The 13,709-nt window shown below is 62.4% G+C and carries 8 protein-coding genes; 4 read left to right on the forward strand and 4 right to left on the reverse strand.

Annotation, left to right across the window (positions count from 1 at the left end):
- Positions 1-231: 231 nt before the first annotated feature.
- Both EWR20_RS08215 and EWR20_RS08220 read left to right on the forward strand, forming a co-directional pair.
- Positions 232-3,624, forward strand: a complete 3,393-nt coding sequence (locus tag EWR20_RS08215; RefSeq protein ID WP_129360196.1) for an NAD-glutamate dehydrogenase domain-containing protein — start codon at positions 232-234, stop codon at positions 3,622-3,624.
- Between the two features lie 64 nt (positions 3,625-3,688).
- On the forward strand, positions 3,689-5,056 hold the full coding sequence (locus EWR20_RS08220; RefSeq protein ID WP_129360197.1) for an FAD-binding oxidoreductase: 1,368 nt from the start codon (positions 3,689-3,691) through the stop codon (positions 5,054-5,056).
- 97 nt (positions 5,057-5,153) lie between these two features.
- Here the strand turns inward: EWR20_RS08220 and EWR20_RS08225 are convergent, their stop codons facing one another.
- Positions 5,154-6,677, reverse strand: a complete 1,524-nt coding sequence (locus EWR20_RS08225) for a GMC family oxidoreductase (RefSeq protein ID WP_129360198.1) — start codon at positions 6,675-6,677, stop codon at positions 5,154-5,156.
- An 8-nt stretch (positions 6,678-6,685) separates the two neighbouring features.
- On the reverse strand, positions 6,686-8,104 hold the full coding sequence (locus EWR20_RS08230) for an aldehyde dehydrogenase family protein (RefSeq protein WP_129360199.1): 1,419 nt from the start codon (positions 8,102-8,104) through the stop codon (positions 6,686-6,688).
- Between the two features lie 204 nt (positions 8,105-8,308).
- On the opposite strand from EWR20_RS08230, the gene EWR20_RS08235 reads away from it, so the two are divergent.
- On the forward strand, positions 8,309-9,274 hold the full coding sequence (locus tag EWR20_RS08235) for an AraC-like ligand-binding domain-containing protein (RefSeq protein WP_238147667.1): 966 nt from the start codon (positions 8,309-8,311) through the stop codon (positions 9,272-9,274).
- A gap of 106 nt (positions 9,275-9,380) precedes the next feature.
- Here EWR20_RS08235 and EWR20_RS08240 read toward each other — a convergent pair whose 3' ends face one another.
- Together EWR20_RS08240 and EWR20_RS08245 are read right to left on the reverse strand one after the other, a co-directional pair.
- Entirely contained in the window at positions 9,381-10,601 is a 1,221-nt protein-coding gene (locus tag EWR20_RS08240; RefSeq protein WP_129360201.1) for a M20 metallopeptidase family protein, read from the reverse strand.
- A 294-nt stretch (positions 10,602-10,895) separates the two neighbouring features.
- Positions 10,896-12,782, reverse strand: a complete 1,887-nt coding sequence (locus EWR20_RS08245) for an FAD-binding monooxygenase (RefSeq protein WP_129360202.1) — start codon at positions 12,780-12,782, stop codon at positions 10,896-10,898.
- A 148-nt stretch (positions 12,783-12,930) separates the two neighbouring features.
- Between EWR20_RS08245 and EWR20_RS08250 the strand changes: the two genes are divergently transcribed.
- Entirely contained in the window at positions 12,931-13,647 is a 717-nt protein-coding gene (locus tag EWR20_RS08250; RefSeq protein WP_129360203.1) for an IclR family transcriptional regulator, read from the forward strand.
- Positions 13,648-13,709 lie beyond the last annotated feature (62 nt).

Here is a 13,709-nt window from a genome sequence, read left to right on the forward strand (position 1 = left end):
AACGGTGGCCATTTTGCGACGTCATGAAAAGACACCGCGGGCCGGGACGCGCGCGGCTTCGTGAAGGGCGAAGAGACGAACGATATTGCCCATTCGGCGGGCCACTCGCGCACGTAACGTTTTTCCACATCTTGGTCTTGGCTCTATTTATGACGCACCCGAGCCTTAACCTTGGAAAAACGTAACTTGAGCCACCTGTGCGGCTCATGTCTGTAGGGAAGGGGGAGTCGCATGGCTCACCAGGAGAAAACCGGTACAACTGTGGAACGCGTGCGGTACGAGCTTCCCGAGGAGCACACTGACACCTCAATACTGCAGGATTTGGCACAAGCCGGCCCCGAGCGTCCCGCTGCGATTCGACTTTTCCGTCCCTCAGAAAATGACAACCAGAATCCCGTTTCGGAGAAGGAAGTTCGACTCCGCGTCTACCTTCGTGAACCCCGGGCCCTCTCGGATCTTCTGCCGATCTTGCAGAACCTGGGTCTTCACGTGGTGGACCAGATCCCCTACGATGTCCGAAACGCCGATGGTGCAGTTTTTGCGCTCTACGACTTCGGAGTCGTCTTCCCCGAAACCGTGAACGTTGACGAAGTGCTGCCTCTCTTGGAAGAGGCCCTTTGCGCGGTGCTCGCGGGTCGGGCCGAAGCCGGTTCCGCCAACCGATTGGTCATGTTCGAGTCTCTTTCTTGGCGCACCGTTGCGGTGCTGCGGGCCTACTGTCGTTACTTGCTGCAACTCGGGGTCGGGTACAGCAGAGATTTCATGTCGGATACCTTGGTCGCGAATGCCCACGTCACCAAGCTGTTGGTCGAGCTGTTCGAGGTGGGACTGGACCCCAAGTGGGAAAGTGGTGCCGCCGCGGATCGGCGTCGCGAGAAGCAGGAAGAAATCCGTGGGCGGATCCTCGATGCTCTCGACGACGTCCCTGACCTGACACAGGACCGTTTCCTCCGGACGATGACGGAGGTCGTCTCCGCGACTGTCCGCACCAATGCTTACCTGGGCAAGGAATCCATAGCTCTCAAGCTCCTCCCGCGAGAAATCGAAGAAGCCCCCTTGCCTCGCCCCGCCTTCGAAATCTGGGTCTACGCGCCCCGGGTCGAGGGCGTCCACCTCCGGTTCGGGAAGGTAGCCCGAGGCGGGTTGCGCTGGTCCGACCGCCGGCATGACTTCCGCACCGAGATTCTCGGCCTGGTCAAGGCCCAGATGACCAAGAACTCTGTCATCATCCCGACCGGCGCCAAGGGAGGCTTCTTCCCCAAGAACGCCCCGGGCCGCGACGAAGACCCCGAGGGCTACCAGAAAGAAGGCGAAGAATCCTACCGTCTGTTCATCCAGTCTTTGCTGGACGTCACCGACAATATGGTGACCCGAGACAACGGAGAACACGAGGTCGTCTCGCCTGAGGGCGTGGTCGTGCTGGATGAGCCGGACCATTACCTCGTGGTCGCCGCAGACAAGGGAACCGCGACCTTCTCCGATTTTGCCAACTCGATTTCCCAGGACAACGGCTTCTGGCTGGGAGATGCCTTCGCCTCGGGCGGGTCTGTGGGATTCGACCACAAGGAAATGGGCATCACGGCCAAAGGCACGTGGGAATCGGTTAAGCGGCATTTCGCCTCGTTGGGTGTGGACTGTCAGACCGAGGACTTCACCGCCGTTGGCATCGGTGGCATGGCCGGAGACGTCTTCGGCAACGGGATGCTGCTGTCCGAACACACCAAACTCGTGGCCGCCTTCGACAGCCGGCACATCTTCCTCGACCCCAACCCGGATGTCACCCGGTCCTTCGCGGAGCGCCAGCGTCTGTTCGACCTGCCGAGGCCGTACTGGACGGATTACGATACGTCTCTCATCTCCGAGGGAGGCGGGGTCTACAAACGGACCGACAAGTCGATCACGATCACACCCCAGGCGCGCGAAGCGCTGGGGCTGGGTGAAGACACCAAGCGGCTTTCCCCCGCGGAACTGGTTTCCGCGATCCTTCGCGCACCCGTGGACCTGCTCTACACGGGAGGAGCCGGAACGTACGTCAAGGCATCCACCGAAACTCATCAGGACGCCGGGGACAAGGACAACGACCCTCTTCGCATCGATGCCTCAGAGCTTCGCGTCCGTGTGGTCGGCGAAGGCGGAAACCTCGGTCTGACCCAACGTGCACGCATCGAGGCGGCCAAGAACGGGATCCTGGTGAACACCGACGCGGTGGACAACTCTGCCGGGGTCGAGACCTCAGACCGGGAGGTCAACCTCAAGATCCTGGTCGACCGACTGGTCGAGCGGGGAGAAATCAACCGTGAGGAACGCGCTCGTTTTATCGAAGAACAGGTCGACGAAGTCTCCGAGATGGTTCTGCGGAGCAACCGTGACCAGAACATGTTGCTCCATGCCGAACGGCTGGGAACCCGACCGACCAACAGCAGCGCGCCGAGATTCATCCACTTCCTCCAGGAGCACGCCGGCCTCAACCGCGACGTCGAATTCCTGCCGTCGGACAAGGAGCTCGAGAAACGGCGTGAGAACGGTGAGAGGCTCACGAGCCCCGAGCTGTCCGTCCTGACCGCTTATTCCAAGATCGAACTGACACAGGCTCTGTTGGACGCCGGGTTCGGCGACGATCCTTGGCTCGAGGAAGTCCTTCACGAGTACTTCCCCGAACCCGTTACGGAAAGGTTCGGACAGCACTTCGGCGAGCACCCTTTGCGGCGCGAGATCATCTGCACACGCGTTGCCAATGAGATCGTGGATACAGCGGGCATCGTCTTCGCTTTCCGAGTCATGGAAGAGACCGGCGCTTCGGTCGTGACCGTCGCGCGCGCCTTCCTGGCGATCCGCGAACTGTTCGACGTGCGGAAACTGCGCAGACTTCACCGGGAGATCCCGGCCGACGCCGACCCCGAAGCGTGGCGGACGGTCATCCAGGACATTCAGCGGTTCACGGACAGGGCCGTTCGCTGGGTCATCCGTCACGGACTCGTTGCGAAGGGCGACGACACCCGGGCGGGTCGCGATGTTATCGCTTCCGTCATCGAAGAGCTATGCCCCGGCGTCGCACTCCGCGACGACGTGCTGGAGCTCGTGGGACAGAAGTCCGAGGCCTCGATCCGCCGCCGATTCGACCAAGCCGAGGAGTGGGGCCTCAACGACGAGCTGGCACGTTCTTGGGCGCAGCTCTGGGAATCGCTGACTCTCCTGGACGTCGGGCTGGTTGCAGAGGAAACCGGCGTCGAACCTCGTCAGGCCGCGTTGGTGTACTTTGCGGTGATGGACCGGTATGCCGTGCACGAATTGTTGAGGGCGGTCACCGAGTTGCCTCGTGTCGGTCGGTGGGAATCGATCGCGCGCGCATCGTTGCGATCAGACCTGTACCGGGCGACCGAAGAGTTCACGAAGCGTGTGCTCGAGGACCTTCCCGGGACTGCCCGGATCACCGGGCCCGAAGAAGCCCGTTCGGCGTTGCTCGAGTGGGAAGATGACCACCCGGCCTATGCTCCGAGCATCGCGAGGTTGACCGACGAGATGGACCTGGAAATCCAGGGCTACTCGGAAGGCTCCCAGCAGGTCGACTTGGCGACGCTTTCGGTCGCGGTTCGGACGCTGCTCCACCCGACGGGAGAGTTCTAGAGTGCACCCTTGCGGGGCGTCCCCATGAGGGCGGCCCGCAAGCCGATTAATCAGGAGAGGGACAATGACGACCCCAAAAGGCCCTGAGGCCAGTACTGACGCGTTGAAAGATCGCCTCGGCGGCCGGCTTCTCACAGACCCGGTAACCCTCCGTGACTTTTCGGACGACCGTTCACTCGCTGTGCCGGAAGGCGCGCCGCTGGGTGTGGTCCTCGCACGAAACGCCGAACACGTTTCCGCGGCCTTGGCATGGGCTAACGAGACACGCACTCCGGTTTCTGTGCGGGGGGCAGGCTCGGGCCTTTCAGGAGGGGCGGTCTCCTACCCGGGAGGGCTGGTCATATCTCTCGAGGCAATGAATCAAGTACTGGACATCGACGTCGAAAACAGGTTGGCCGACGTCGAACCCGGGGTCATCACCTCGAAGCTGGACGAGGAAGTTCGGCGGCACGGCCTGTTCTTCGCCCCGGATCCGGCAAGCGTGCATTTGTCCACTGTCGGCGGCAACATTGCAACCGACGCGGGCGGGCTGAGATGCATTGCTCATGGAACCACCGCCGCGGCGGTTGCGGCACTCGAGGTGGTCCTAGCGGACGGCAGCATCATCCACACCGGTGCGCGGACCATCAAGAATGCGACAGGGCTCAACATGACACCTCTTTTCGTGGGCTCGGAGGGGACCCTCGGCGTCATCACGCGAGCCACCGTTCGCCTCAAACCGGTCCCGGAAGGAACACCGCGGACGTTCTTCGCGAGCTTTGACGATATCGAGTCGGCCGGCAGGGCCGTCACCTCGATCGTCTCGACCAACCCGCGGCCAGAAGTCCTCGAGCTGATCGATTCCATCTGCGCTCGCCTGATCGAGGAATTCGAGCCGAGCGGGCTTCCTCAGCCCGAGGCCGCGTTGCTTCTGGGCCAGACCGAGGGGCCGACGGCGCAGCGTGACGCGGAAATTCTGGCGGCAACCTGTGAACGATTGGGGGCAACACGTACGCACGTGCAGGAGGGTAATGACCTGCTGGAGGCGAGACGATTGGCCAACGGGGCGCTCATGGCGGGGAAGTACGCGGTTCATTGCGACGTCGGGGTTCCGGTCGGTCAACTGGTCGAGATGATCCGCGGCGTTGAAGCAATCGCGGAAGAATCCGGGCGCGGGGTCAGTATCCTGGCCCACGCGGGCGACGGGAACCTGCACCCGGCCGTCGAATCCGATGAGACTCCCGAGGACCGAGCCCGTGCCGAAGAAGTGGTCGACCGCATCACGGAACTTGCGATCAGCCTAGGTGGGGTGATCACCGGAGAGCACGGTGTCGGGTCGATCAAGCACCGTGAGCTTCCTCTCCAATTCGACGAGCCGACCCTCCGCGCGCAGCGGGCCCTCAAAGCGGCCCTCGACCCCAACGGAATCCTCACGCCTGGCCGCGGCATCTAGCGCCTCCCGACGGCCCTATCGCCAAGTCCCCGAAAAGGCACCACCATTGGGTATCTTGGTGGCGCCTTCTCGGTTCTCCGGCGATCGAAGTGCGGCGCTAGACGAGGCTGTCCGCGGCACGCTCGGCGATCATGATGGTCGGAGCGTTGGTGTTGCCCGTAGGAATCAACGGCATCACCGAAGCATCCACGACGTGCAGACCCTCCGTGCCCTTGACCGCAAGACGATCGGGGTCCACGACGGAGCCCTTGCCGTTGCCCATGGCGCAGGTTCCCACCTGGTGGTGGTACGTGACGACCGAATCGCGAACATATTCCTCGAGGTCTTCGTCGGCGACATCCGGACCCGGCCATATTTCTTGAGCGCCCCACGCGTCCGCGAGGGCCGGTTGCCGACCGATCTCCCGACAGTGGCGTACCGATGCGACAAGGGCGTCGACGTCGGTCTTCTGGCTCAGTGCGCCCAGATCTACTTCGACCGGCTCATCGAGACTGGAGCCTGTCAGAGTCACGGACCCTCGGCTGACGGGCCGCACGAGTCCGCCGAGCAGGCTGAACGCCTTGTCCGGCCCGTTCATCGTGCCCTTGCTGTACCCCTCCGAATACATGGGAACCGAGAAGAAGATCGGTTGCGTGTCCGGAACCGTCAAATCCGGGCGAGACTTGGCGAACAGGTGAACCTCTGCCGGAGCCACATTCGGGTCAGGGACGGGGTGCGAGTCCTCCGTCGTGAAAATTACGGGGGACAACAAGTGATCCTGAAGGTTCTTCCCTACCCCGGGAACATCGGCGACGACGTTGATCCCCAGAGCCTCGAGCTCTTCCCGCGGTCCTACGCCCGAGCGCAGGAGGACTTCCGGACTTCCCAAGGCGCCCGTGCACAGTATGACCGTGCCGCCGTGAACTTCGTGCGTGGCCCCGCCCTGGTCGTACTCGACCCCGACCGCCCGCGTTCCCTCGAAAAGGACCCTTCGAACACGGGCCCCCGTGATCAGCGTCAGCGCTTCGAGGGACGCAACGGGCTCGAGGTATGCCTGCCACGTGTTGTAGCGCTCCCCGTCCCGGACGTTGAGCTGCATGCGGGAAACTCCCTCCGGGTCCCCGGAATTGTAATCCGGGTTCAACGGGAAACCGGCCTCTTGGGCGGCGTCGACCATAGCCTCCTGGATGGGGTTCCGCTCGAACTCTGTCCGAACGTCTAAGGGGCCGTCCGCCCCATGGAGGTCCGAGGCCGGGCCGTCGAAGTTCTCGATCTTGATGAAATACGGCAGGACTTCGTCCCACGTCCACCCGGGACAACCCAGGTAGGCCCACGTGTCGTAGTCCCGCCTGGCTCCTCTGACCCAGATGCAGGCGTTCAATGCGTGCGAACCGCCCATGACCTTGCCGCGCGGCAGGTGAAGTCGGCGTCCCGAGCAACCTTCCTGGGGAACCGTGAAGTAGTCCCAGTCCTGGGGGCTGTGCCATATCTTCCCCAGGTCGTAGAGATGCCGGATATCGGGATTGGTCTCTTCGCCTCCGGCCTCGAGAAGAGTCACGGAATGACCGGCGTCGAGAAGTCGGCGGGCCAGAACGTTGCCGGCCGATCCGGCACCAACGATCACATAATCAGTGGTACTCATGATTTCTCCTAACCGTTGATGACCTGGGGAACGCCCAAAGCTTTGAGTCCTTCTACACCGAATTCGAGGCCATAACCCGACTTCTTGACACCGCCGAACGGAATCCTAGGATCCACGCCGCCGTGTCCGTTGATCCAGATTGTGCCGGATTCGATGCGGGAAGCGACTTCGCGGGCCTTGTCCGTATCGGAGGACCACACGGAGGCTCCGAGTCCTACGTCGACCGAGTTCGCGGCCTCGATCGCTTCCTCAACCGTGGAATACCGAATGATCGGCAACGCCGGTCCGAATTGTTCCTCAGTGACCAACGGATTTTCCGGGTCGATGTCCGCGACCAGAGTGGTGGGATAGAAATAACCCGACTGGTCGGCAGCGGGGTCACCGCCCATCAAGATGCGGCCGCCGCCGTCCTTTGCGGCCTCCACGAGTCGGTGCACGACGTCGTACTGTGCCTTGTTCTGCAACGGACCCAATACATTGTCTTCGTCGAGCCCGATGCCCATCGGCATCTTGTGTGCGATGTCCACGAGGGCCTGGCAGACATCGTCGTAGATCGAATCCGGAACGTAGAGGCGTTTGAGGGCGGCGCAGGTCTGGCCCGTGTTGATGAATGCGCCCCAGAACAGCCCTTCGGCGATGTCGGACGGGTCGACGTCGTCGAGCACGATGCCCGGGTCGTTGCCGCCCAACTCGAGGGTGAGACGTTTGACGGTTTCGGCCGAGGACTCGATGATCTTCTGGCCGGTTGCTGTGGAACCGGTAAACATGATCTTGTCGATATCCGGATGGCTGCTGAGGGCAGCTCCGACCTCCCGGTCACCCGAAACGACCTGGAGCAGGCCGTCGGGCAGAACAGAATTGAGGACCGAACACAACGCCAGGACGCTAAGAGGTGTGTATTCGGACGGTTTCACGACGACGGTATTTCCCATGCGCAGGGCCGGGGCAATTTGCCATATGGTGATCATCATCGGCCAGTTCCAGGGACCGATCGCTCCGACGACACCGATCGGCCGGTACCGCAGGATGGCGTGCGTCTCCTCGTCGTCGACCAAGGTGGTTTCGTCAAGTTCGAAACTCGCGTTGGCGCGCAACCAGGATGCGGCGGCACCGACCTCGAAGCGGGCATTGGGGCCGTTCAACGGCTTTCCCTGCTCGCGGGAGAGCAGTTCGGCCAATGGCTCTGCGCAGGATTCAACGGCATCGGCGGCCTGAAGAAGGAGGTTGCTGCGTTCTTGGTGGCTGACACTGCCCCAATCGGGTTGCGCCTTTCGTGCCGTGGATACTGCCCGGTCGAGATCGTCGGTGGTGTGCCGAGGCGCATGAGCGACCAGGTCCCCGGTGGCCGGATCATGGATTTCACGGCCCCGGGGGCCCGCGTCGACACTCGACAGAAGCTCGCTGTAGGTGGACGGCAGCTTACTCATGGAGGCTCCTCGCTTCATTGGGATGAGATGTTTCCATGTTCTCTGTATTCCCATGCCGACTAGTTGCTTTACAGTGCAGGCCTTTTGGCCTGAAGCGTGTTCCGGGTCACTGCGATGATAAATTCGACAAGGAATGGCCGGCATGCAGACTCCGCCGCAGCGACGGGCAATGGGGCCTCGTCGGAGAGCTTGGAAGGTGATGACGTGACCCAATATCCGGCAGATGTGACCCGTGCTTCACGATCCGGACTGACGAAGCAGGAGTGGCGGGACTTCGCTGCGGAATTCTTCGCTCCGCTGCGGATGACATTTCCTCCGGGACATGACTTCCGGGCCGAAGTCCACCAGGTTGCGGTAGGGGATGTGCACCTGCATGACATGGTGACTGACCCACACATTGTGACCAGGAGTCCCGACCTCATTTCCGGCAACGAAGCGGCCTTCTGTAAGTTGAGCCTTCAGCTCGCGGGGACGTCGAGGCTAGCCCAGGACGACCGTGAGTGTTTCCTGTATCCGGGGGACTTGGCCCTGTACGTCACGCAACGGCCTTACGAGCTGTCCTATACCGAGCCTCAGCACGGGCTGGTGGTTCACTTCCCGGCATCCTACGTTCAGATGCCCCCGGACCAGATGAGCATGGTGACGGCGCGACCCATCAGCCGCGATCAGGGGCTGGGAAAAGTAGCGGTACCGCTCTTCGAACAGTTGGCGCAGAATATGGATCTGCTCCACGGGGCGCACGCGATGAATCTCATTCGCTCGGCCTTGGACATGTTGGTCACGGTCCTGTCGGCCGAATCCCAGGATCACGGCCAGGACCTGGCGGACAGTTTCCTGCTCCACGAGGCGATGTCCTTTATCGAGCACCACCTCGCGGACCCCGATCTCGGGCCCAGCCGGATAGCCGCACATCTTTACGTTTCGGTGCGTCAGCTGCACAGCCGATTCGCGTCGCACCGGCTGACGGTTGCTTCCTACATCCGCAATCGACGGCTGCAAGCGATCCGGCAGGACCTCGCGAATCCGTTATTGAGCAACGAGACGGTGCACACCATCAGCGCCCGATACGGGTTGTTGGACCCCTCGCACGTCAGCAAGGCGTTCAAGGCCGAGTACGGCGAATCGCCGTCGGTTTACCGAACGCGTGTCCTCCAGGACGACGCCGCCTGACGCGGTCGGCCGGGTCGCGGCCGCTCACCGCAAAGGACCCGATTTCGGAGGAAATCGGGTCCTTTGCGGTGTTTCGGTCGGACGGGAGGGGCAGTGGTGAGAGCCTCTAGGCGGCGTTCAGGCGTTCGAACGCGAGGGTTGCCAGTGCCGCGGACTGGGTCGGCAGGACGGCGTCGTCAAAACGGACTTCTGCGGAATGATTCATCGGCTGGGTCATGGGGTCCACTCCCGGGTAGCTTGCGCCGACGAACATGAATGTCCCCGGGACCTCTTCCAGAACGAAGGAGAAGTCTTCCGAGCCCATGCGGGGTTCGGGGATCTCCCGGGTGGATTCCTCGCCCAGTGCATTCCGGAGGGCTGCGGCGGCCCACTCCGTCTCGGACTGGTCACATACTGTCGGTGGATAGAGGGTCGAGAATTCGACCTCTGCCGTGCAACCGTGTGCCGCGGCGATGTTTTCTGCAAGGCGGTGAACGACGACGCCAAATTTGTCGCCCGATTCACGAGACATGGCGCGCACCGTTGCGCCGAGGCGGGCGTCGTCGCCGATGACGTTGACCGCAGCAGTTCCCGCTTCGAGCTGGGTGATCGTCGCAACCACGGGATCGAATACGCTGAACTGCCTGGTCACGGCATTCTGAAGGGCCGAAGCGATCTCGGTGAGCGGCGGCACGGGGTCCAGGGAGGAATGCGGGGCCGAACCATGACCGCCCTTGCCGTGCACCGTGATGCTCAAGTTGTAGGCGCCCGCCATGACCGTGCCGGAGCGGTATGCGAAAGTACCGGGTTCGCCCGGGGCCACATGGAATCCGTAAGCGGCGATCGGGCGTTCACCGGTGACCCCGAGGAGTCCCTCGTCCAGCATGGGCTTCGCGCCGCCGGGGCCCTCTTCTCCGGGCTGGAACATGAAGACGACCTTGCCGGGGAGCTCATCCTGATGCGCGCTGAGCAATTTGGCGGCTCCCACCAAACCTGAGGTGTGGAGGTCGTGTCCGCATGCATGCATATTGCCGTTGGTGGATGAGAACTCTTCGCCGGAATTCTCCCGGATGGGCAGGGCATCCATATCGCCCCGGAGAAGAACGGTCGGGCCGGGCTTGCCTCCCTCGAGGACCGCAACGACGGACGAGACGTTCTTGCCGCGGTGGACCTCGAGCGGCAACCCGTTCAGGGCCTCGATGACGGTCGCCTGGGTCTGGGGCAGATCATTGCCGAGCTCCGGGTTCTGGTGAAGGGTCCGTCGGAGATGGCTGAGCTCGTTGGCAATCGCGTCTGCTTCCGAAAGGAAGTTGGGGGAATTGTGTTGCGGATTTCGGCTCTCAGCCATGTTTCACTCCGTCGCGTACAGACATTGGATTATCAGTCCATCATGTCCACGTGCGCCGGACGTGTCCACCAACTCGCCGGGCAGGGAAGAGCCTCAGAATTTGATCAGACGCCCACCGGCAGGATTCAAGGGGCAGAGGAACGGAACCGCCTGAAATGTTAAGCGTGGCTATGTTTATGGCGTGGCCGTTTTGCTCCGGCAGTTTCCGATTCCGCCCCTCGAAGTGCTTGTGGAGCGGAGCCGGACCGGACGATCCTGTGGCCCTTCGGATCGCCCCGTCCGGCTTCTGCCCTATCAGCGTTCCGCGAGGATCGGCTCGAAGAACGTCGCGAGGCCTTGCCGGTCGTTCAAAGGCAGAACTGCGGACACGTACTGATCCGGGCGCACGACGATGATCGCTCCGTCCTTGCTGATCCCGCGTTCTACGAAAATGTCGTCGTCCGGGAGCGTCGCATAGACCTTGTCCAAGCAGGTCAGGCCGAATTCTCCGACCGACGGCTTGAAGATCGGGGGAACCCGCATGATGTCGACCTCCGTGTGAGGCTGCTGGTACACGACCTTGGTGTCGAAGACGGCGTCGTCATCCCCGGTTCGCGGCGTGTACCTGACCTGGGGCGAGGCCGGATCGTGAGCGAACCAATCCGCGAATTCGGTGAGCTGGGAATCCTCTCCAGCGGCCGGTGAATCGGCGAAAACATAGATGCGCCAGCGTCCGTCCGCTTCGGCCAGGTGCCCCAAGTGCAGTGGGTTGGCATCGCAGACTCGGTTGACCCTGGCCGACTTGAAACGCTTGCCGATTGGGAAGCCACTGGCCAGCTCCTGATGATCTGTTCCGGCCGTGACCATCGACGGGGCATACTCCGTCATGAACCCCGCGGGGAACTCTGCCGTTTTGACGTAGAAGTCTTCCAGATAGGATTCGTCGGGCAGGTCCTCGGGCTTGGCGGCCATCAGGGTCGACCACTCTTTGTCGAAGTCGATAAGGTTCTTCGCGATGACCTGCCGTTCCTCGGAGTAGGTGGTCAACAGGGATTCCGGGCTCAGGCCCGTCAGGACGTGCCCGAGCTTCCAGCCCAAGTTGAACCCGTCCTGCATCGAGACGTTCATGCCTTGACCGGCCTTGGCGGAGTGCGTGTGGCAGGCATCGCCGGTAATGAACACGCGAGGCGTGCGCTGACCCGTTTCCTCGTCGGGGACGTCGTCGAACTTGTCCGTCAGTCGGTGGCCCACCTCGTACACGCTGTGCCAGGCCACGGACTTCACATCGACGGAATATGGGTGCAAGATCGCGTTGGCTTTGGCGACGATCTCGTCCAGGGTCGTGTTGCGCACGGCGTGGTTGTCATCCACGGGCACTTCGCCCAGATCCACGTACATCCGGAACAAGTGTCCACCTTCGCGGGGGATGTGCAAGATCGAACCGTTCACCGATTGAATTGCACATTTGGTGCGAATGTCCGGGAAGTCGGTCGTGGCCAGCACGTCCATGACGCCCCACGCGTGGTTTGCCGCGTCTCCGGTGAGCTTCCGGCCGATCGAGGTGCGGACGGGGCTACGGGCGCCGTCGCATCCGACGACGTACTTGGCGCGAACCGTGCGCTCCTCGCCGTCGCGTTCTCCGGCGGTATACCGCAACCGGGCGGCGATGGGGTATTCCCCTTCGCCCGTGTTCTGAAGGTCCAAGAACTCGATGCCGTAATCGGGGGTTATGCGTCCCGGGGCCTGGCGTGCGAAATCCGCGAAGTAGTCGAGTACTCGTGCCTGATTGACGATCAGGTGAGGAAATTCGCTCACACCTTGAGGGTCGTCGCTGGGGCGGGCGGCACGAACAATGTTCTCGGGATTCTGGGGGTCCGGTTTCCAGAAGCACATTTCGGTGATGTGGTATGCCTCGTCGATGATCTGACGGGCGAAACCGAAGGCCTGGAAGGTCTCGACGCTGCGTGCCTGAATACCGTCCGCTTGGCCGATCTCGAGGCGCCCGGGGCGGCGCTCGATGATGCGGGCGTTGACCTCCGGGAACTGCGAGAGCTGCGCTGCGAGGATCATCCCGGCGGGCCCCGTCCCGACAATCAGAACGTCCATCTCGTCGGGCAGTTCCTCGGATCGGTCGATGCCGTAACCGGCTGGTTCCTTAATCTTCGGATCCCCCGAGACGTATCCGTGATGGTGGAACTGCATGTGAGACGAACTCCTTCCCCAACCGCGCTGTTGGAGTTTGATTGATATTCGATGTTCTATATGCGAACGTATTGTTCACATAGCGAATCTGGAATAAATCATATACGACCCACGTCACACGTGGCAAGGATCTCAGTGAAGGTGAAATATGCCCATGCCCTCCGCGCCGAATGGAGCAGGATCGCAAACTCTCAGTAGGGGGCTGAGGGTCCTGGAGATCCTGGCGGATGCCTCTGAACCCCTGAGTATCGACGACGTCGCCCGGCAGCTCGGGGTGCACCGTTCGGTGGCCTACCGCCTCATTCGCACCCTGGAAGAGCACGGGTTGGTGGTTCGGAAAGATACCGGCGGATTGGCACTGGGGACTCGGCTCGCGGCGCTCGCGGCCGGCGTCGAGCGGGACTTGCAGGCAGTCGCCGTGCCCGAGTTGACCCTCGCCGCCCGTGACTTGAGGATGACGTGTTTCTTGGCGGTTTACGATCGGGGCGAATGTCTGACGTTTGCGAGCGTGGAGCCGCCGCAGACCGTCGCCGTTGTTGCCCAACGTCCAGGAACTCGCCACCCGGTGACGTTGGGTGCACCGGGCAAAGCGATCCTTTCGATACTCCCGGAGGAGCAGTGGCCCGAAGGAATCACTCGGGAGCAGAGAGCGCAGGTTGAGAATGCGGTGGCCAAGGGTTGGGCCGAGACGACCGATGAGGTCATTATGGGGCTGCATTCCGTCGGTGTGCCCCTCACCCTGGATGACGGTCAGCCGGCAGCCCTTGCGGCAGTTTTTGTGGGGGAAGGCGACCGAGCGGAAATTGCCGCGAGGCTCGGACGGGCAGCGGCCGTGATCTCGCATGGAGAGGGCTCAGGCTCCTGAGGCGGGCTTGGGCGAGGTGATGGTCCGGAACCGCGCGGGACTTCCTTCTTGATGCCCTCGCG

Origin of the sequence: Rothia uropygioeca (genome assembly GCF_004136585.1) — a bacterium.
GTDB lineage: Bacteria > Actinomycetota > Actinomycetes > Actinomycetales > Micrococcaceae > Rothia.

Coding starts and splice junctions, on each gene's coding strand:
- EWR20_RS08220 (WP_129360197.1), top strand. CDS start 3,689: ATGACGACCCCAAAAGGCCCTGAGGCCAGTACTGACGCGTTGAAAGAT.
- EWR20_RS08250 (WP_129360203.1), top strand. CDS start 12,931: ATGCCCATGCCCTCCGCGCCGAATGGAGCAGGATCGCAAACTCTCAGT.
- EWR20_RS08225 (WP_129360198.1), bottom strand. CDS start 6,677: ATGAGTACCACTGATTATGTGATCGTTGGTGCCGGATCGGCCGGCAAC.
- EWR20_RS08240 (WP_129360201.1), bottom strand. CDS start 10,601: ATGGCTGAGAGCCGAAATCCGCAACACAATTCCCCCAACTTCCTTTCG.
- EWR20_RS08215 (WP_129360196.1), top strand. CDS start 232: ATGGCTCACCAGGAGAAAACCGGTACAACTGTGGAACGCGTGCGGTAC.
- EWR20_RS08230 (WP_129360199.1), bottom strand. CDS start 8,104: ATGAGTAAGCTGCCGTCCACCTACAGCGAGCTTCTGTCGAGTGTCGAC.
- EWR20_RS08245 (WP_129360202.1), bottom strand. CDS start 12,782: ATGCAGTTCCACCATCACGGATACGTCTCGGGGGATCCGAAGATTAAG.